Source organism: Streptococcus oralis (assembly GCF_965111685.1).
In the GTDB taxonomy this organism is placed as follows: domain Bacteria; phylum Bacillota; class Bacilli; order Lactobacillales; family Streptococcaceae; genus Streptococcus; species Streptococcus oralis_B.
On record NZ_OZ217340.1, the window covers coordinates 446,053 to 465,193 of the forward strand.

The window sequence follows — 19,141 nt, forward strand, 5'->3', positions numbered from 1 at the left end:
TTTTGTCACACAAAAAAGAGGCTCGCACCTCTTTTTTTATTTCTTTTTCCGATTTAATACGGCATTGAGTACAATGGCGAGTAGGCTGGCTACGACAATTCCATTTGAGAAGAACATTTGGAAGGCTGTTGGCATGCTGACAAAGAGATTACTGTTGTTGAGTCCGACACCTGCAGCGATTGATACAGCTGCGATAAGGAAGTTGTGTTCATTGTTAGCAAAGTCAACACGAGCTAGGATTTGCATCCCTTGAAGGGAAACAAAGCCAAACATCACCAGCATGGCCCCTCCAAGAACAGGACTCGGAATGATTTGAGCGAGGGCTCCAAACTTAGGAAGGAGTCCAAGGAGGACTAGGAAACCAGCTGCATAATAGATTGGCAGGCGGGTCTTGATACCAGACAATTTGACCAAGCCAACGTTTTGTGAAAATCCTGTGTAAGGGAAGGTGTTAAAGATTCCTCCGAGAAGTACGGCCAGACCTTCTGCGCGGTAACCGTTGCGTAGGCGCGTGCTGTCGATTGGGTCATTGGTAATATCAGACAAGGCTAGGTAAACACCAGTGGATTCAACCATAGACACCGTTGCAATGATACACATCATGACAATGGAAGAGATTTCAAAAGTTGGCATCCCAAAGTAGAGGGGAGTAGGAACATGGACAAGTGGTGCTGCCGCAACAGGGGAGAAATCAACCAAGCCCATAGTAGCAGCAATGGCGGTTCCGACAACCAGACCAATCAAAATGGAGATAGACTTGATAAATCCTTTGGTAAAGATGTTGATCAAGAGGATGATCAGAACAGTGATAGCAGCAAGCAAGAGACTTTGACCAGTTGGCTCTGGGACATTATTTCCCATATTTCCAATAGCGACTGGAATTAAGGTCAATCCAATCGTGGTAATGACAGAACCTGTTACGATAGAGGGGAAGAGATTGGCTACTTTTGAAAAAATGCCTGAAATCAGAACTACATAAATCCCTGAAACGATAAGGGCACCAAACATAGCTCTGCTACCGTGACTCTGCCCAATCATAATCAAGGGAGCGACCGATTGGAAGGCTACTCCGAGAACGACTGGTAGTCCAATTCCGAAGTATTTGTTGAGTTGGAGTTGGAGGAAGGTGGCCACCCCACACATGAAGATATCTGTGGAGATTAGGTAGGTCAACTGTTCAGCTGAATAGCCAAGAGCTGTCGCAATCATAATAGGGACTAGGATGGAACCTGAGTACATAGCTAGTAAGTGCTGTAAGCCAAGAACGGCTGCTTGCGAGTGTTTTTCTTGTTTTTGCATTAGAGATCTGCCTCCTTAAATACGATCTGACCGTTTTTAAAACGTTCCAAACGAGCGAGTGATAGAACTGGATAGCCAGCTTTCTCGAGCAAATCACGACCATCCTGGAAGGATTTTTCGATAACAATACCGATGGCTTCAACTTTAGCTCCGGCCTGTTCGATGATTTGGATCAAGCCTTTGGCAGCTTGGCCATTGGCTAGGAAATCATCGATAATCAAGACCTTGTCCTTTGGTGAGAGGAATTTTCCAGCGATAGAAACGGTGCTGGTCACCTGCTTGGTAAAGGAGTATACTTCTGCAGTTAAGATGCCTTCATTCATGGTGATGTTTTTAGCTTTCTTGGCGAAAATCATAGGGACATCTAAGGCTTCAGCTGTAAAAACGGCTGGGGCAATGCCTGACGCTTCAATGGTCACGACCTTGGTAATTCCAGCAGAAGCGAATTTGTCTGCAAAAACCTTACCAATCTCTCGCATCAAGCTAAAGTCAACCTGGTGGGTTAAAAAGGAATCCACCTTGAGGATATTGTCCCCCAAGATATGCCCATCCTGAAGGATGCGCTCTTCTAATAATTTCATAAGACCTCCTAAAGTCTAAAAGATACTTCATTTGCTTGTCTAGAGTTTCTAGCAAGAAATAGAAAAAGGACCTACTTAATCCCCTAAGTAAGTCCCCAAAATAGGCATGGCCAACACCATACCTTCAGCTGACATACTCATTGTTAGGTGTTCCGGCACCTTGTAGAAACGTCGTGCCAATTCACGACATAAACAAGTAAAATGATATTCAATTTTAAATAGGCTACTGCCAATGTTTTTATTTTACACCAATTAGCTTTATAAATCAAATATTTTGTTAGTAAATAGATCATGAAAACGAACGAATAAAAGGCTGCAACGCTAGAAAGTATTGTAGCCTTTTATTCTTCTATTCGCTAAATCTTAAAAAATAGCCATCTGGATCCAAGACTGCAAATTCGTGAGGGTAGATATAGTGATCCCCAACACGAAATTTTCTTTTGGTCAGCGGACGATAAATAGGATAGTCAGCTTCCAGCAGTTTTTGGTGGAGCTGAGGGACATCTTCAATGCCAAAGGAAATATTGACACCGCGCCCGAAAGGATAGGTTAGTTGGGCTAATTCTTCTGTGCTGCCTTCCTCTAGCATTAGCTGACACTCTTCAAGAGAAAGAAAGAGAAATTTTTCTTCTGGCCGTTCGTATTCAATCCTAAAACCGAGCAAATCGCAGTAGAAGTGGCGTGACTTTTCGAGGTCAGATACTACAAATTCAGGAATAACAGCTTGATAGTCCATTAGCTTTCTCCTTAAAGTTCAATTTCCAATACAATCGGCGTGTGGTCTTGACGAGCTCCTGAGTCAATCATGTCAGACTTGGTCACCTTGTCAGCCACGCGGTTGCTAGTGAGCCAGTAGTCGATTCTCCAGCCTGTATTGTTGATTTTAGAAGTCTTGCTGCGTTGCGCCCACCAAGTGTAACGCTCTGTGACATCGCCGTGAAGATGACGGAAGGTGTCGGTAAATCCAGTTGCCAAGAGGTTGGTAAAGCCAGCACGTTCTTCGTCTGTAAATCCAGGTGAACGGCGGTTGCTGGCAGGGTTTGCAAGGTCGATTTCCTTGTGGGCTACGTTGTAGTCACCCGTCGCAAGGACTGGTTTTTCTTTGTCTAACTCAGCTAGATACTCAGCGTATTTGACGTCCCAGACTTGACGCTCTTCCAAGCGTTTTAGACCGTCTCCAGCGTTTGGTGTGTATACTTGAGTTACGAAAAATACATCAAATTCCAAGGTGATGATGCGGCCTTCCAAGTCCATGGTAGAAGGAGCACCGATTTCTGGGAAGCTGATCATTGGTGTGAGTTCTTTTTTATAGAGGAACATGGTTCCAGCATAGCCTTTACGAGCAGGTTCTTGGGAAGAACGCCAAGTATTTTCATACCCTGGAAAGAGTTCTTCTAAAATTTCCAAGTGTTTTTTTGTAGGGCCCTTGGCAGAAAGCTTGGTTTCTTGGATAGCGATAATATCAGCATTTTCAGCTACCAAGGTTTGTAGGACTTCTTGGGACAGTTTGGCGCGAGCAGAGTCGCTAGTTAGGGCTGCATTGAGGGAATCAATATTCCATGAGATGAGTTTCATAAAGTTACCTTTTTCATTGAGATTATAGACTATATTATACCAAAAAAAGCTCTATTTCCCCAACGTATGGTTTGAAAAATCGGCTTCTTTTGTTTATAATGTAAGAATGATTTTATGAAAGGGAGTGAAAAACCATGAAATTCTATTCTTATGACTATGTACTCAGCCAAATCGGTCAGCAAAATGGGATCATGATTGGTTTAGGGATTGTCCTATTATCTGTGACAGGATTTCTAGCTTTCATGGCTTACCATGATAAAAAGGGCACCAAGTTTCGTGAGTTGGTCATGATTTCAGCCTTGACCTTACTGGCTCTCCTTTTGATTAGTATCTCGACTTACCAAAACAATCAAGTTTCTAACAATAAATTTCAGACTTCACTTCATTTCATCGAGCTTGTTTCCAAAGATTTGGGAGTTGACAAGTCGGAAGTTTATGTCAATACTTCTGCAGACACGGATGGCGCACTTATCAAGGTAGGTGATCGCTATTACCGTGCCCTGAACGGCAGTGAGCCTGACAAGCATCTGCTAGAGAAAGTGGAATTGTATAAAACAGATGCAATTGAACTGGTGGAGGAGAACAAATGACACTCAATTATATCGAAATTTTAATCAAACTAGCCTTGGGTCTCTTTTCTCTGGTTTTTGTAATCAATGTGACAGGAAAGGGCAACCTAGCGCCTAACTCAGCGATAGATCAAATTCAGAACTATGTACTTGGGGGTATCATCGGTGGGGTGATTTACAATAGCGCTATCAGTATCCTTCAGTATGCAGTTATCCTGATTATATGGACCATTCTGGTCTTGACTCTCAAATGGCTTAACAACAATGTTCACTTTGTGAAACGTTTAATTGATGGGAAGCCAACCCTGCTCATCAATAATGGGAAGATTGATCCAGAAGCCTGCCGTTCGGTTGGTTTATCAGCAGCGGACGTAGCTCTTAAGCTCCGTAGTCAGGGAATTTTCCAAATGAAACAAGTCAAACGCGCTATGCAGGAGCAAAACGGTCAACTCATCGTGGTCCAAATGGGAGACGAAAATCCCAAGTATCCTGTTGTTACAGACGGTGTGATCCAAGTCGAAATTTTGGAGACCATTGGTCGGAGCGAAGAATGGCTACTTGATAACCTCAGCAAACAAGGGTATGACAATGTTGCCAATATCTTTATCGCGGAGTATGACAAGGGCGCCGTCACAGTCGTAACCTATGAATAAGAAAAGCCTGAGGTTCCTGCCTCAGGTTTCCATTTGCAATCAGAAAGGGATTTTATGTCCATTATTCAAAAACTCTGGTGGTTTTTCAAGTTAGAAAAACGCCGTTATTTAGTCGGGATTGTGGCCTTGGTCTTGGTTTCCGTCCTCAATCTCATTCCCCCCATGGTCATGGGGAGGGTCATTGATGCCATTACGTCGGGGCAATTAAGCCAGCAAGACCTGCTTTTGAACCTCCTTTATCTGCTTCTTGCAGCTTTGGGTATGTACTATCTACGCTATGTTTGGCGCATGTATATCCTTGGCACCTCCTACCGTCTGGGGCAGATTATGCGGTCTCGTTTGTTTGAGCATTTTACTAAAATGTCGCCTGCCTTTTATCAGACCTATCGGACAGGGGATTTGATGGCGCACGCCACAAATGACATCAATGCCTTAACTCGTCTCGCAGGTGGTGGTGTCATGTCTGCGGTCGATGCCTCTATCACGGCTCTAGTGACCTTGCTGACCATGCTCTTTAGTATTTCGTGGCAAATGACCTTGGTTGCCATTCTTCCCTTACCTTTCATGGCTTATGCGACCAGTCGTCTAGGGAGAAAGACTCATAAGGCTTTCGGAGAATCTCAAGCTGCCTTTTCTGAACTCAATAATAAGGTTCAGGAGTCTGTATCAGGTATCAAAGTGACCAAATCTTTCGGTTATCAGGCGGACGAGCTAGAGTCTTTTCAGGCAATCAATGAATTGACCTTCCAAAAGAACCTGCAAACCATGAAATACGATAGTCTCTTCGATCCCATGGTTCTCTTGTTTGTTGGCTCGTCCTATGTTTTAACCCTTTTGGTCGGTTCCTTGATGGTTCAGGAGGGGCAGATTACAGTTGGGAATCTGGTCACCTTTATCAGCTACTTGGATATGTTGGTCTGGCCTCTTATGGCCATCGGCTTCCTCTTTAATATCACTCAGCGAGGGAAGGTGTCCTACCAGCGAATTGAGAATCTTTTGTCTCAGGAATCTCCTGTACATGACCCTGAGTTTCCCCTGGACGATATTGAAAATGGGCGCTTGGAGTACGCTATTGAAAGCTTTGCCTTTGAAAATGAGGAGACACTGACAGATATTCACTTTGGTTTAGAAAAAGGGCAAACCCTAGGCTTAGTCGGGCAGACAGGTTCTGGGAAAACGTCCTTGATCAAACTCCTCTTGCGTGAGTACGATGTGGATAAGGGTGCCATTTACCTAAATGGTCACGATATTCGTGACTATCGTCTGACGGGCCTTCGCAGCCTTATGGGCTATGTTCCTCAGGACCAGTTCCTCTTTGCGACTTCGATTTTAGACAATATCCGCTTTGGCAATTCTAACTTGCCTCTTTCAGCAGTAGAGGAAGCAACTAAGCTAGCTCAAGTTTATAAAGATATTGTAGACATGCCTCAGGGATTTGATACGCTGATCGGTGAAAAAGGAGTCAGTCTCTCAGGTGGTCAAAAGCAACGTCTGGCTATGAGTCGGGCGATGATTTTAGACCCTGATATCTTGATTCTAGATGATTCCTTGTCCGCCGTGGATGCCAAGACAGAGTATGCGATTATCGACAATCTCAAGGAAACGCGTAAGGACAAGACAACCATCATCACGGCCCATCGCCTCAGTGCAGTTGTCCATGCAGATTTGATTTTGGTTCTGCAAAATGGTCAAATTATCGAACGGGGCAGGCACGAAGACTTGCTAGCTATGGATGGCTGGTATGCCCAAACCTACCAGTCTCAGCAGTTGGAAATGAAAGGAGAAGAAGATGCACAATAAGAAAGAACAATGGGCTGTATTGAAGCGCTTGATGTCTTATCTCAAGCCCTATGGACTCCTGACCTTTTTGGCACTCAGTTTTCTCCTAGCGACTACGGTCATTAAAAGCGTGATTCCTCTGGTTGCTTCCCACTTTATCGACCAGTATCTCAGTAATCTTAACCAACTTGCCGTGACCGTTTTGCTGGCCTACTATGGTCTTTACATCCTACAAACTCTAGTTCAGTATGTCGGCAATCTTCTCTTTGCGCGGGTGTCCTACAGTATCGTTAGAGATATTCGTCGTGATGCCTTTGCCAATATGGAGAAACTGGGCATGTCTTATTTTGACAAGACGCCAGCAGGTTCCATCGTTTCTCGTTTGACCAATGACACCGAGACCATCAGTGATATGTTTTCGGGGATTTTATCCAGCTTTATTTCAGCAGTTTTTATCTTTCTGACAACCCTTTATACCATGTTGGTACTGGATTTTCGTTTGACAGCTTTAGTCCTGCTCTTTCTTCCCTTGATTTTCCTTTTGGTCGATCTCTATCGGAAAAAGTCAGTGAAAATCATCGAAAAAACCAGAAGTCTCTTGTCAGATATCAATAGTAAGCTGGCAGAGAATATCGAGGGAATCAGGATTATCCAGGCCTTTAATCAAGAGAAGCGCCTGCAGGCAGAATTTGATGAAATCAACCAAGAACACTTGGTCTATGCCAACCGTTCTGTGGCCTTGGATGCCCTCTTTTTACGTCCTGCCATGAGTTTACTGAAACTCCTAGGCTACGCCGTTTTGATGGCTTACTTTGGTTACCGTGGTCTTTCAATCGGGATAACGGCCGGAACCATGTATGCCTTTATCCAGTACATCAACCGCCTCTTTGACCCTTTGATTGAGGTGACGCAAAACTTTTCAACCCTTCAAACGTCCATGGTGTCTGCAGGCCGTGTCTTTGCTCTGATCGACGAGAGGACCTATGAACCCCTTCAAGAAAACGGCCAGGCCGAGGTCAAAGAAGGCAATATTCGTTTTGAACATGTATGTTTCTCATATGACGGTAAACACCAGATTCTGGATGACATTTCCTTTTCAGTTAAGAAGGGAGAAACCATTGCCTTTGTAGGTCATACAGGTTCAGGGAAATCTTCGATTATCAATGTCCTCATGCGTTTTTATGAATTTCAGTCAGGCCGAGTTCTCTTGGATGGGGTGGATATCAGGAACTATAGTCAGGAAGAGCTGAGAAAAAACATCGGTCTAGTCTTGCAGGATCCCTTCCTCTATCACGGGACTATAAAGTCCAATATCGCCATGTACCAAGATCTTAGTGATGAAGAGGTACAGGCTGCGGCTGCCTTTGTGGATGCAGATTCCTTTATTCAGGAGCTTCCGCAGGGTTATGATGCACCTGTGTCTGAGCGTGGTTCGAGCTTTTCTACTGGACAGCGTCAGCTTCTTGCCTTTGCCAGAACAGTCGCAAGTCAGCCTAAAATCTTGATTTTGGATGAAGCGACAGCCAATATTGACTCTGAAACAGAAAGTTTGGTTCAAGATTCCCTAGCTAAGATGAGACAGGGGCGGACGACCATTGCCATCGCTCATCGCCTTTCAACTATACAAGATGCCAACTGTATCTATGTTTTGGACAAGGGGCGCATCATCGAGAGTGGAACCCATGAGGAACTCTTGGCCTTGGGAGGAATCTATCACAAGATGTATAGTTTACAGGCAGGGGCCATGTCATAATACTCCTTGATTTTCATTGAGTATAAGAAGGAAATTATTCAAATCACAGATTTCTTGCACTGCCTTTTCCATTTTGTGGTATAATGAAAAATGTTGACAAATAGTATAATAAAAACAAAGGAGAAACAGCATGCTGAAATGGGAAGACTTGCCCGTGGAAATGCAATCAAGCGAGGTTGAGTCTTACTACCAGCTTGTCTCTAAAAGGAAGGGTTCGCTGATTTTCAAGCGTTGCCTGGACTGGGTTCTGGCCCTGTTTTTGCTACTTTTGACTTCTCCCGTCTTTGTTATCTTGAGCATTTGGATCAAGTTGGATAGCAAGGGACCAGTCATTTATAAGCAAGAGCGCGTGACCCAGTACAACCGTCCGTTCAAGATTTGGAAGTTCCGTACCATGGTAACGGATGCGGATAAAAAAGGAAGTCTGGTGACTTCAGCCAACGATAGCCGCATTACCAAGGTTGGAAATTTCATCCGCCGTGTGCGTCTGGACGAACTGCCTCAGCTGGTCAATGTCCTTAAAGGCGAAATGTCCTTTGTTGGGACAAGACCTGAAGTACCACGCTATACAGAGCAATATAGTCCTGAAATGATGGCGACCTTGCTTTTACCCGCAGGGATTACCTCTCCAGCCAGCATCAACTACAAGGATGAGGACACTATCATCAGTCAAATGACGGAGAAAGGTATGTCAGTTGACCTGGCCTATGTGGAGCATGTTCTTCCTGAAAAGATGCGCTATAACCTTGCTTATCTCCGAGAATTTAGTTTCCTTGGAGACATCAAAATCATGTTTCAAACCGTGTTTGAGGTACTAAAATAAAGTAGTCATGAGAAAATGAGTACAAAAAAGGAGCAAATCAATGCCAAACTACAATATTCCATTTTCACCACCTGATATTACCGAAGCTGAAATTGCTGAAGTAGCAGATACACTGCGTTCTGGTTGGATCACAACAGGTCCGAAGACAAAAGAACTGGAGCGTCGCTTGTCTCAATACACACAGACACCTAAGACTGTCTGCCTAAACTCTGCGACCGCCGCTCTTGAGTTGATATTGCGTGTGCTTGAAGTGGGACCAGGTGATGAAGTCATCGTTCCAGCCATGACCTATACAGCTTCATGTAGTGTGATTACACACGTAGGAGCAACACCTGTCATGGTAGATATCCAAGCAGATACGTTTGAGATGGACTATGACTTGCTTGAGCAAGCCATTACTGAAAAGACTAAGGTGATTATTCCAGTAGAGCTTGCAGGGATTGTTTGCGACTATGACCGTTTGTTCCAAGTCGTGGAGAAAAAACGTGACCTCTTTACAGCGGCTAGCAAGTGGCAAAAGGCCTTTAACCGTATCGTGATTGTCTCAGATAGTGCACATGCTTTGGGATCTACTTATAAAGGGCAACCAGCTGGTTCTATCGCTGACTTCACTTCCTTCTCTTTCCATGCTGTTAAGAACTTTACAACAGCTGAGGGAGGAAGTGCGACTTGGAAAGCCAATCCAGCGATTGATAACGAAGAAATGTACAAGGAATTCCAAATCCTTTCCCTTCATGGTCAAACCAAAGATGCCCTTGCTAAGATGCAATTGGGTTCATGGGAATACGATATCGTAACACCAGCCTACAAGTGTAACATGACGGACATCATGGCTTCGATTGGTTTGGTACAGTTGGACCGTTACCCAGCTTTGCTACAACGTCGTAAGGACATCGTGGGCCGTTATGATCGTGGTTTTGCGGGTTCTCGCATTCATCCATTGGCACACAAGACTGATACTGTCGAATCTTCACGCCACCTCTATATCAGCCATGTAGAAGGAGCAAGTTTAGAAGAACGCAACCTCATCATCCAAGAATTGGCCAAAGCAGGAATTGCAAGTAATGTACACTATAAACCGCTTCCTCTTTTGACAGCCTATAAGAATCTTGGTTTCGATATGGCAGATTATCCAAGAGCCTATGCCTTCTTTGAAAATGAAATTACGCTTCCTCTTCATACAAAATTAAGCGATGAAGAAGTAGACTATATCGTTCAGACTTTGGTGAGAATTTCCGAAGAAATCCTCGGATCAGGAAAAAAATCATAAAAAAATCTTGACAAAGATAGAACAATAACATATAATATTCTCAATAAATCAGAAAAGTAGTTATTTTTGATCTTCAGGGAGCCTGTGGTGATTGTGAACAGGTGGTTGGAAGTAGTGAAAGTGGGCTGATTTAAAAAATGAATTTGAAACAATGAAAATTCGGTGCGCACACCTTACAGTGCAACTTGTTGTTAGACAAGGTAGAGATGTAAAGGGAATAGTCCCTTTATAATTGAGGTGGCACCGCGTTACCAACGCCCTCACATGGAAATAGATTCCGTGTGTGGGCTTTTTTCTTTCGGTCATTTTGTTTTTCTTTTATTAGGGCGTTAAGTCGCTTTGATGAACTTAAGTTCTATCTGCAGCTCCTTGCCTACTACTAAAAGCAAACAAAAAGCCGAATTAATACAGAAAGAGGAAAAATTTATGACAACTAAAGGTTATTTTGGACAATTTGGTGGTAGTTTTGTACCAGAGCCGATTCAGGCTTTGTTGGATGAGCTAGAAGTGACATTTGACAAGTACAAGGATGATTCAGAATTTTTGGCAGAATTTCGTCATTACTTGAAGGATTACTCAGGCCGCGAAACACCGCTCTATTTTGCGGAAAGTTTGACAGATCACCTAGGTGGGGCTAAGATTTATCTCAAGCGAGAAGATCTTAACCATCTTGGTTCTCACAAGCTCAACAACGTTTTAGGACAAATCCTTCTTGCCAAACGTATGGGCAAAAAACGAGTGATTGCAGAAACAGGAGCTGGTCAGCATGGTGTTGCGACAGCAGCTGCTGCAGCCAAGTTTGGTATGGCTTGTGATGTCTACATGGGGGCAGAAGATGTGGAGCGTCAACGTCTCAATGTTTTCCGTATGGAGATGATGGGAGCAACTGTCCATGCAGTTGAAACAGGCACTCGTACCCTCAAGGATGCGGTCGATGCAGCTTTTGGAGCATGGATGAATGACCTTGAAGCCTTCTACGTTTTGGGATCTGCTGTAGGACCTCATCCTTATCCTACAATTGTTCATGAATTCCAAAAGGTCATCAGTGAAGAATCTCGTCGTCAAATCTTAGAAAAAGAAGGTCGTTTACCAGACTACGTCATTGCCTGTGTAGGTGGTGGTTCCAATGCCATCGGTGCTTTTTCGCAGTATGTGGCTGATGAAGAAGTCAAATTGGTTGGGGTAGAAGCTGCTGGGCATGGACTTGATACAGACAAGCACGCGGCCACTATGACAAAAGGTAGTGTCGGAATTGTTGACGGAATGAAGACCTATGCAGTCTTTAAGGAAGATGGAGAGCTGGCACCAGTTTACTCTATCTCAGCTGGTTTGGACTATCCAGGCGTTGGCCCAGAACACGCCTACTTTAAAGATTCTGGTCGTGTGGAATATGTAGCTGCGACGGATGAAGAAGCTGTTCAAGCCTTGCTCCTTCTAAGCAAGACTGAAGGGATTATCCCGGCGATCGAAAGCTCACACGCTATCGCTGAAGCAGTCAAACGTGCACCGAAACTAAGCAAAGATGAGATTATCATCATCAATGTCTCTGGTCGTGGAGACAAGGACGTAGCTGCGATTGCAGACTACCTAGAAGCTAAAAAATAAAAGATGGAAAAATTACAGTACTTTCTTTCCCAGAGAGCTTGTGGTTGCTGGAAACAAGCAGAGAAAGCTGTAAGGTTGGGTCCATCTGAAACGAGAGAAGAAAACATAATTCTCAAGGGAGTGCCCTTTATCGCACAGCCTGTTACAGGAAAGTTCTGAGACAGGAATGAGAGATAGGAGAAATCCTATAATTGAGGTGGCACCGCGAATTTCGTCCTCACGCAAGTTATTTTGCGTGGGGATTTTTCATACAGTCGCCACGGACTAGAAGTAGAACTGAAAGGGAAATTACAATGGAACGAATCATTCATGGAGACGTCTTATCACCAATCTTGGCTTATATGCGCCTAAAGGGAAAACACAAGGTGATCCTAGAGAGTATTCCGAGAGACAAGGAAACAGCTCGTTTTTCTATCCTAGCCTATAATCCAGTTTTTGAGATTCAGTTTGAAAATGGGGTCCTCTATCAAAATGAGCAAGTGATTGATCGGGATCCCTTGGATTTCCTTTATGAAGTGACTCATAAGAGCCAGCACCATTCAGACCTACCTTTTGGTGGTGGAGCAATTGGTTTTGTTGGGTACGATATGATTTCTCTATATGAAGAAATTGGACAAATCCCTCAAGATACCATTGGGACGCCAGACATGCATTTCTTTGTCTATGAGAGTTACATGGTCTTTGACCACAAGAAAGAAAAAATTCATGTCATAGAGGATGCTCTATACAGCGAGCGTATTCAAGAAGACTTGGAAAAAGCCTTGAATAAAGTGCTTGAGGAATTACGCATCCCTGCTCCAAATGAATTTGAAGATTTGGATTTATCTCCGCTGGACTTCAAACCGCACATTGCTCCTCAGAAGTTTGAGGAAATGGTGGAAACCGCTCGTGACTTGATTCGTAATGGTGATATGTTCCAATGCGTGCTCAGTCAACGTTTCTCAGCAGAAGTTACTGGAAATCCATTTGACTTCTACAGAAATCTCCGCGTGACCAACCCATCTAATTACCTCTATTTCTATGATTTTGGGGATTATCAAATTATCGGTGCTAGTCCAGAAAGTTTGGTTTCTGTCAAAAATGGCATCGTGACAACCAATCCGATTGCGGGAACGCGACCAAGAGGAGCAACGGAAGAAGAGGATAAGGCCTTGGCGACAGACCTCCTGTCCGATGAGAAGGAAACAGCAGAACATCGAATGTTGGTAGACTTGGGGCGTAACGATATTGGCCGCATCTCTGAAACAGCAAGTGTTCAAGTCACCAAGTATATGGAAGTGGAGCTTTTCCGTTATGTCATGCATTTGACCAGCGTGGTGAAAGGACGTTTGCTTCCCGAACTTACTGCCATGGATGCCTTGAAAGCTACACTTCCAGCTGGAACCGTTTCAGGAGCACCAAAGATTCGGGCCATGAGACGCATCTATGAACTGGAAACGGAAAAACGAGGCGTGTACGCAGGAGCAATCGGCTACTTGTCTGCGACGGGTGATATGGATTTGGCTATTGCCATCCGAACTATGATTCTCAAAAATCAAACAGCCTATGTGCAGGCTGGGGCAGGGATTGTCTACGACTCTATCGCCAAAAACGAATACCAAGAAACCATTAACAAGGCTAAATCTATGACTAGAATTGGAGAACTAAGACCATGATTTTATTGATTGATAACTATGATTCTTTTACCTATAACTTGGCGCAATACATTGGGAATTTCGCAGAAGTTCAGGTCTTGAGAAATGATGATCCCAAGCTGTATGAAGAAGCTGAAAAAGCAGATGGTCTGGTCTTTTCTCCTGGTCCCGGTTGGCCAGTTGATGCTGGTAAGATGGAGGACATGATTCGTGACTTTGCTGGTAAGAAGCCAATTCTTGGGATTTGTTTGGGTCATCAAGCTATCGCAGAAGTCTTTGGTGGGAAGCTAGGCTTGGCTCCAAAAGTCATGCATGGGAAACAGAGCAATATCAGCTTTGAAGCGCCATCTGTTCTCTATCAAGGCATCGAGGATGGCCGTGCGGTTATGCGTTACCACAGTATTTTGATTGAAGAAATGCCTGAAGGCTTTGAAGTGACAGCTCGTTCAACTGATGACCAAGCTATTATGGGAATTCAACACAAAAGCCTGCCGATTTATGGCTTCCAGTACCATCCAGAAAGTATTGGAACACCAGACGGCTTGTCTTCTATTCGGAATTTTATTGATAGGGTTGTAAAGTGAGGAAACTAGGATGAAAGAGATTATTGAAAAACTAGCAAAATTTGAAAATTTGTCAGGTGTGGAAATGACGGATGTCATTGAGCGTATCGTAACTGGACGTGTAACAGAAGCACAGATTGCTTCTCTCCTCTTGGCGCTTAAGATGAAGGGAGAAACACCTGAAGAGCGCACGGCCATTGCACAAGTCATGAGAGGCCATGCCCAACACATTCCAACTGAAATCCAGGACGCTATGGATAACTGCGGTACAGGTGGAGACAAGTCCTTCAGCTTTAACATTTCGACAACTGCGTCCTTTGTCTTGGCTGGTGGCGGTGTTCATATGGCCAAGCATGGTAACCGCTCGATTTCTTCTAAATCGGGTTCGGCAGATGTCCTTCAAGCCTTGGGAATCAATCTAGACCTCAAACCAGCTGAACTAGGTAAGGTATTTGATAAAACTGGAATCGTCTTTCTCTTTGCCAAAAATATGCACCCAGCTATGAAATACATCATGCCAGCTCGTTTGGAATTAGGGATTCCAACGATTATGAACTTGACTGGTCCCCTGATTCACCCAATGGCCTTGGAAACACAGCTTCTTGGAATTAGTCGTCCAGAACTGCTAGAAAGTACAGCTCAGGTATTGAAAAATATGGGTCGCAAACGTGCCATCGTGGTTGCTGGACCAGAAGGGCTTGATGAAGCTGGCTTGAACGGAACAACCAAGATTGCTCTTCTTGAAAATGGCGAAATCACCTTGTCAAGCTTCACTCCAGAGGATTTAGGGATGGAAGGCTACGCTATCGAAGATATTCGTGGAGGGAATGCTCAGGAAAATGCAGAAATTTTGCTCAGCGTTCTTCAAAACGAACCAAGTCCATTCTTGGAAACGACAGTTCTAAATGCTGGTCTTGGTTTCTATGCTAATGGTAAGGTAGCTAGTATCAAGGAAGGAGTTTCCTTGGCCCGTCAAGTGATTGCTAGTGGCAAGGCCCTTGAAAAGCTCAGACTGTTACAGGAGTACCAAAAATGAGTCAGGAATTTTTAGCACGAATTTTAGAGCAGAAGGCGCGTGAGGTCAAGCAAATGGAGATGGAGGAAGTCCAGCCCTTGCGCCAGACCTATCGCTTAGCTGACTATTTAAAACAACATCAAGACCGTTTACAGGTAATCGCTGAGGTCAAGAAGGCTAGCCCTAGTCTAGGAGATATCAATCTCGATGTGGATATTGTGCAACAGGCCCAAACTTATGAAGCAAACGGCGCAGTGATGATTTCGGTTTTGACAGATGAAGTTTTCTTTAAAGGGCATTTGGATTATCTACGAGAGATTTCTAGTCAGGTAGGAATTCCAACGCTCAACAAGGACTTTATTATCGATGAAAAGCAAATCATCCGTGCTCGCAATGCCGGCGCGACAGTTATCTTGCTCATTGTGGCTGCCTTGTCAGAAGAACGTCTCAAGGAACTGTATGACTACGCGACAGAGCTTGGACTGGAAGTCTTGGTGGAAACCCACAATCTAGCTGAACTAGAAGTAGCCCACAGACTTGGTGCTGAGATTATTGGGGTTAATAACCGCAACTTGACCACCTTTGAAGTCGACTTGCAGACCAGTGTAGACTTGCCCCAGCACTTTAAGGAAGATTGTTATTACATTTCTGAATCTGCTATTTTCACAAAGCAGGATGCGGAACGACTAGCACCATACTTTAACGGAATTTTAGTTGGGACAGCTCTGATGCAGGCGGAAGATGTAGCCCAGAGAATTAAGGAGTTGCAAATTGACAAAGGTTAAAATTTGCGGATTATCGACCAAAGAAGCGGTAGAGATAGCCGTATCAGCAGGGGCGGATTACATCGGTTTTGTCTTCGCACCCAGTAAAAGGCAGGTGACCTTGGAAGGGGCTGCTGAGCTGGCAAAGCTCATTCCTGTCAACGTTAAAAAGGTTGGTGTATTTGTTTCACCAAGTCGGGCAGAACTGCTAGAAGCGATTGAAAAAGTTGGCTTGGACTTGATTCAAGTTCATGGTCAGGTAGGGGATGGTTTGCTTGAGAATTTGCCTTGTGCCAGTATTCAGGCTGTGCAAGTAGATGGAAATGGTCATGTGCCAAATTCTCAGGCAGATTATCTACTCTTTGATGCCCCTGTTGCTGGGAGTGGCCAGACCTTTGACTGGGGTCAACTGGATACGACAGGACTAGCTCAGCCCTTCTTTATCGCAGGTGGGCTTAATGAAGATAATGTAGTAAAAGCAATTCAACACTTTACTCCCTATGCAGTAGATGTATCAAGCGGAGTGGAGACAGATGGACAAAAAGATCATGAAAAGATCAGAAGATTTATAGAGAGGGTAAAGCATGGCATATCAAGAACCAAATAAAGATGGATTTTACGGAAAATTCGGCGGACGTTTCGTCCCAGAAACATTGATGACAGCAGTTTTGGAGTTGGAAAAAGCCTACCGTGAAAGTCAGGCAGACCCCAGTTTCCAAGAGGAATTAAACCAACTCTTGCGCCAGTATGTAGGTCGTGAAACGCCTCTTTACTACGCAAAAAACTTGACCCAACATATCGGCGGAGCCAAGATTTACCTCAAACGGGAAGACCTTAACCATACAGGGGCCCACAAGATTAACAATGCCTTGGGACAAGTTTTGCTTGCTAAACGCATGGGTAAAAAGAAAATTATCGCAGAAACAGGTGCTGGTCAGCACGGTGTAGCAACCGCAACAGCTGCGGCACTCTTCAACATGGAATGTACCATCTATATGGGTGAAGAGGATGTTAAACGTCAAGCCCTTAATGTGTTCCGAATGGAGCTTTTGGGAGCTAAGGTTGAGGCCGTGACAGATGGTTCGCGCGTGCTTAAGGATGCGGTCAATGCAGCCCTTCGTTCATGGGTGACAAATATCGATGATACCCACTATATCCTTGGTTCTGCCTTGGGGCCTCATCCTTTCCCAGAAATTGTTCGTGATTTTCAAAGTGTCATCGGGCGAGAGGCTAAACAACAGTACCGTGACTTGACCGGCCAAGATTTACCAGATGCCCTAGTAGCTTGTGTTGGTGGTGGTTCTAATGCTATCGGACTCTTCCATCCCTTTGTAGAAGATGAGTCAGTAGCCATGTATGGTGCTGAAGCAGCTGGACTTGGTGTAGATACAGAGCATCACGCAGCGACCTTGACCAAGGGACGTCCAGGTGTTCTCCATGGTTCTCTTATGGATGTGCTCCAAGATGCGCATGGTCAAATTCTTGAAGCCTTCTCTATCTCAGCAGGTTTGGACTATCCTGGTATCGGTCCAGAACATTCTCACTACCACGATATTAAACGTGCCAGCTATGTTCCTGTGACAGACGATGAAGCCTTGGAAGGATTCCAACTCTTGTCTCGTGTGGAAGGGATTATCCCAGCCTTGGAATCTAGCCATGCTATCGCTTTTGCAGTGAAGTTGGCCAAAGAACTTGGACCAGACAAGTCTATGATTGTCTGCCTATCTGGACGTGGGGACAAGGATGTGGTTCAAGTTAAAGACCGCTTGGAAGCAGATGCAGCAAAGAAGGGAGAAGCGCATGCCTAAGACTTTAACAGAAAAATTGAATGCTATAAAAGCAGCTGGAAAAGGAATTTTCGTTCCCTATATCATGGCTGGAGACCACGAGAAAGGTTTGGATGGACTAGGAGAAACAATCCACTTTCTAGAAGATTTGGGTGTTTCTGCTATTGAAGTGGGCATTCCCTTTTCAGACCCAGTTGCAGATGGACCTGTGATCGAAGAAGCAGGCTTGCGCAGTCTAGCCCATGGGACTTCTACCCAGACTTTGGTTGAAACCTTGAAAACCATTGAAACAGAGATTCCGCTGGTCATTATGACCTACTTTAACCCCCTTTTTCAGTACGGTGTGGAGAAATTTGTCAAAGATCTGACAGATACAGCCGTTAAGGGATTGATTATCCCAGACCTGCCTCATGAACATACCAATTTTGTGGATCCTTTTTTGGCAGACACAGATATGGCTTTAATTCCCCTAGTTAGTTTAACAACAGGACTTGAACGTCAGAAAGAGTTGATCAAGGGAGCAGAAGGCTTTGTCTATGCCGTTGCCATCAATGGGGTGACAGGGAAATCAGGAAATTACCATGCAGACTTGGACAAGCACTTGGAACAATTGCATCAAGTAGCAGACATCCCAGTCTTGACAGGTTTTGGCGTATCTAGTCAGGATGATGTGGAACGTTTTAATGCAGTGTCAGATGGCGTTATCGTTGGTTCGAAAATTGTAAAAGCTCTCCACCAAGGAGAGCCGATTCAGGACTTTATCAAACAAGCAGTAGCTTACCAAAAATAATCAAACAAGCAGCAAGTAAGAGGAAAGGCACAAAAGGAAGTCTTTCCTTTTTCTTTTGCAGGAGAAAAGCTAGGATCCCCGTCGCAGAAGCAAACTGAATCAAGATGAGCAACTCTGTCGCGCTAAAGACGAGAGCACAAGAAGCCAGAAAGAGAAAATCCCCTGAGCCCATGCGGATATCGATAAAATGAGCCAAAATTCCAAGGATAAGAAAGAAGACCATGACCAGATTCCAACCACAGAAAGCCAGGAGGATTAGGTGGAACGTCAGCCAGACTAGTAAGGGATATTCCTGATGGCGAAAGTCGTAGATACCTAAGGTCAAGCCAGCAGTGATTAGGATGACTTGACCCAAGGAAAGCCAGCCCCATGACCAAGCCAGAAAGAGGACACCCAAGCCCAATTCAAAGAGGGCATACCAGAATGGATAGCGAGCCTTGCAGTAGCGACAGCGAAAGCGACCAATTACTTGAGAGATAATCGGAATCAAATCTAAGGGACGCAAGCGAGTCTGACAGGAATCGCAGTGACTAGCTGGTCGAATAATGGATTGCTCAGGAAAACGGTCAATGACCAAACCTAAGAAAGAAGCGAGAATGCTCCCGACAAGAAAAAAATAAAGATCAATCATACTTATCTATTCGTAAAAAATAGAAGAAGTAGTATAATGGAGAAACATAG

At 44.4% G+C, this 19,141-nt stretch carries 19 protein-coding genes, 1 riboswitch and 1 other annotated feature; of the genes, 14 read left to right on the forward strand and 5 right to left on the reverse strand.

Annotation, left to right across the window (positions count from 1 at the left end; all coding sequences use genetic code 11):
* Positions 1–36: 36 nt before the first annotated feature.
* The 4 genes from ACLV7H_RS02505 to ACLV7H_RS02520 all read right to left on the reverse strand — a co-directional run bounded on the left by ACLV7H_RS02505 (position 37) and on the right by ACLV7H_RS02520 (position 3,455).
* Positions 37–1,299: a nucleobase:cation symporter-2 family protein gene (locus ACLV7H_RS02505; RefSeq protein WP_411866254.1), complete on the reverse strand. Its 1,263-nt coding sequence runs from the start codon at positions 1,297–1,299 to the stop codon at positions 37–39.
* On the reverse strand, positions 1,299–1,880 hold the full coding sequence (locus ACLV7H_RS02510) for a xanthine phosphoribosyltransferase (RefSeq protein ID WP_411866255.1): 582 nt from the start codon (positions 1,878–1,880) through the stop codon (positions 1,299–1,301). Before ACLV7H_RS02510 ends, ACLV7H_RS02505 begins: the two co-directional genes overlap by 1 nt.
* A gap of 120 nt (positions 1,881–2,000) precedes the next feature.
* A riboswitch (purine riboswitch) is annotated at positions 2,001–2,096 on the reverse strand.
* Positions 2,097–2,229: 133 nt separating this feature from the next.
* Positions 2,230–2,616, reverse strand: coding sequence for a bleomycin resistance protein (locus ACLV7H_RS02515; protein ID WP_411866256.1), 387 nt, complete (start codon positions 2,614–2,616; stop codon positions 2,230–2,232).
* An 11-nt stretch (positions 2,617–2,627) separates the two neighbouring features.
* Positions 2,628–3,455 carry an exodeoxyribonuclease III gene (locus tag ACLV7H_RS02520; protein WP_411866257.1) on the reverse strand — a complete coding sequence of 276 codons (828 nt, stop codon included), beginning with the start codon at positions 3,453–3,455 and terminating at the stop codon, positions 2,628–2,630.
* Between the two features lie 134 nt (positions 3,456–3,589).
* Here ACLV7H_RS02520 and ACLV7H_RS02525 point away from each other — a divergent pair, with 134 nt between their 5' ends.
* From ACLV7H_RS02525 to trpA, 14 genes are all read left to right on the forward strand, one after another.
* Positions 3,590–4,045 carry a DUF3290 family protein gene (locus ACLV7H_RS02525; RefSeq protein WP_411866258.1) on the forward strand — a complete coding sequence of 152 codons (456 nt, stop codon included), beginning with the start codon at positions 3,590–3,592 and terminating at the stop codon, positions 4,043–4,045.
* Positions 4,042–4,677, forward strand: a complete 636-nt coding sequence (locus tag ACLV7H_RS02530; protein WP_411866259.1) for a DUF421 domain-containing protein — start codon at positions 4,042–4,044, stop codon at positions 4,675–4,677. The genes ACLV7H_RS02525 and ACLV7H_RS02530 overlap by 4 nt, the downstream gene beginning before the upstream one ends.
* A 54-nt stretch (positions 4,678–4,731) precedes the next feature.
* Positions 4,732–6,477, forward strand: coding sequence for an ABC transporter ATP-binding protein (locus ACLV7H_RS02535; RefSeq protein WP_411866260.1), 1,746 nt, complete (start codon positions 4,732–4,734; stop codon positions 6,475–6,477).
* Positions 6,467–8,209, forward strand: a complete 1,743-nt coding sequence (locus tag ACLV7H_RS02540; protein WP_411866261.1) for an ABC transporter ATP-binding protein — start codon at positions 6,467–6,469, stop codon at positions 8,207–8,209. Before ACLV7H_RS02535 ends, ACLV7H_RS02540 begins: the two co-directional genes overlap by 11 nt.
* Positions 8,210–8,339: 130 nt before the next feature.
* Positions 8,340–9,032, forward strand: a complete 693-nt coding sequence (locus tag ACLV7H_RS02545) for a sugar transferase (protein ID WP_411866262.1) — start codon at positions 8,340–8,342, stop codon at positions 9,030–9,032.
* Between the two features lie 40 nt (positions 9,033–9,072).
* A complete protein-coding gene (locus ACLV7H_RS02550; RefSeq protein ID WP_411866263.1) occupies positions 9,073–10,302 on the forward strand; it encodes a DegT/DnrJ/EryC1/StrS family aminotransferase in 1,230 nt (409 codons plus the stop codon).
* Between the two features lie 34 nt (positions 10,303–10,336).
* Positions 10,337–10,567: a binding site (T-box leader), on the forward strand.
* Between the two features lie 161 nt (positions 10,568–10,728).
* The gene (gene trpB / locus ACLV7H_RS02555; RefSeq protein WP_000208452.1) at positions 10,729–11,907 is read left to right on the forward strand and encodes a tryptophan synthase subunit beta; all 1,179 of its coding nucleotides are present in this window, start codon (positions 10,729–10,731) and stop codon (positions 11,905–11,907) included.
* Positions 11,908–12,200: 293 nt separating this feature from the next.
* On the forward strand, positions 12,201–13,562 hold the full coding sequence (trpE, locus tag ACLV7H_RS02560; RefSeq protein ID WP_411866264.1) for an anthranilate synthase component I: 1,362 nt from the start codon (positions 12,201–12,203) through the stop codon (positions 13,560–13,562).
* Positions 13,559–14,125, forward strand: coding sequence for an aminodeoxychorismate/anthranilate synthase component II (locus ACLV7H_RS02565; protein WP_411866265.1), 567 nt, complete (start codon positions 13,559–13,561; stop codon positions 14,123–14,125). Before trpE ends, ACLV7H_RS02565 begins: the two co-directional genes overlap by 4 nt.
* Before the next feature lie 10 nt (positions 14,126–14,135).
* Positions 14,136–15,140, forward strand: a complete 1,005-nt coding sequence (gene trpD / locus ACLV7H_RS02570; protein ID WP_411866266.1) for an anthranilate phosphoribosyltransferase — start codon at positions 14,136–14,138, stop codon at positions 15,138–15,140.
* Positions 15,137–15,904, forward strand: coding sequence for an indole-3-glycerol phosphate synthase TrpC (gene trpC / locus ACLV7H_RS02575; RefSeq protein ID WP_411866267.1), 768 nt, complete (start codon positions 15,137–15,139; stop codon positions 15,902–15,904). Before trpD ends, trpC begins: the two co-directional genes overlap by 4 nt.
* Positions 15,891–16,490: a phosphoribosylanthranilate isomerase gene (locus tag ACLV7H_RS02580; RefSeq protein ID WP_411866268.1), complete on the forward strand. Its 600-nt coding sequence runs from the start codon at positions 15,891–15,893 to the stop codon at positions 16,488–16,490. The genes trpC and ACLV7H_RS02580 overlap by 14 nt, the downstream gene beginning before the upstream one ends.
* Positions 16,468–17,691, forward strand: coding sequence for a tryptophan synthase subunit beta (trpB, locus tag ACLV7H_RS02585; RefSeq protein ID WP_045592546.1), 1,224 nt, complete (start codon positions 16,468–16,470; stop codon positions 17,689–17,691). The genes ACLV7H_RS02580 and trpB (ACLV7H_RS02585) overlap by 23 nt, the downstream gene beginning before the upstream one ends.
* Positions 17,684–18,460 carry a tryptophan synthase subunit alpha gene (gene trpA, locus ACLV7H_RS02590; protein ID WP_411866269.1) on the forward strand — a complete coding sequence of 259 codons (777 nt, stop codon included), beginning with the start codon at positions 17,684–17,686 and terminating at the stop codon, positions 18,458–18,460. Before trpB (ACLV7H_RS02585) ends, trpA begins: the two co-directional genes overlap by 8 nt.
* Here the strand turns inward: trpA and ACLV7H_RS02595 are convergent.
* Positions 18,432–19,091 carry a prepilin peptidase gene (locus ACLV7H_RS02595; protein WP_411866270.1) on the reverse strand — a complete coding sequence of 220 codons (660 nt, stop codon included), beginning with the start codon at positions 19,089–19,091 and terminating at the stop codon, positions 18,432–18,434. The two genes, trpA and ACLV7H_RS02595, sit on opposite strands and share 29 nt — an antisense overlap.
* Between the last annotated feature and the right edge of the window lie 50 nt (positions 19,092–19,141).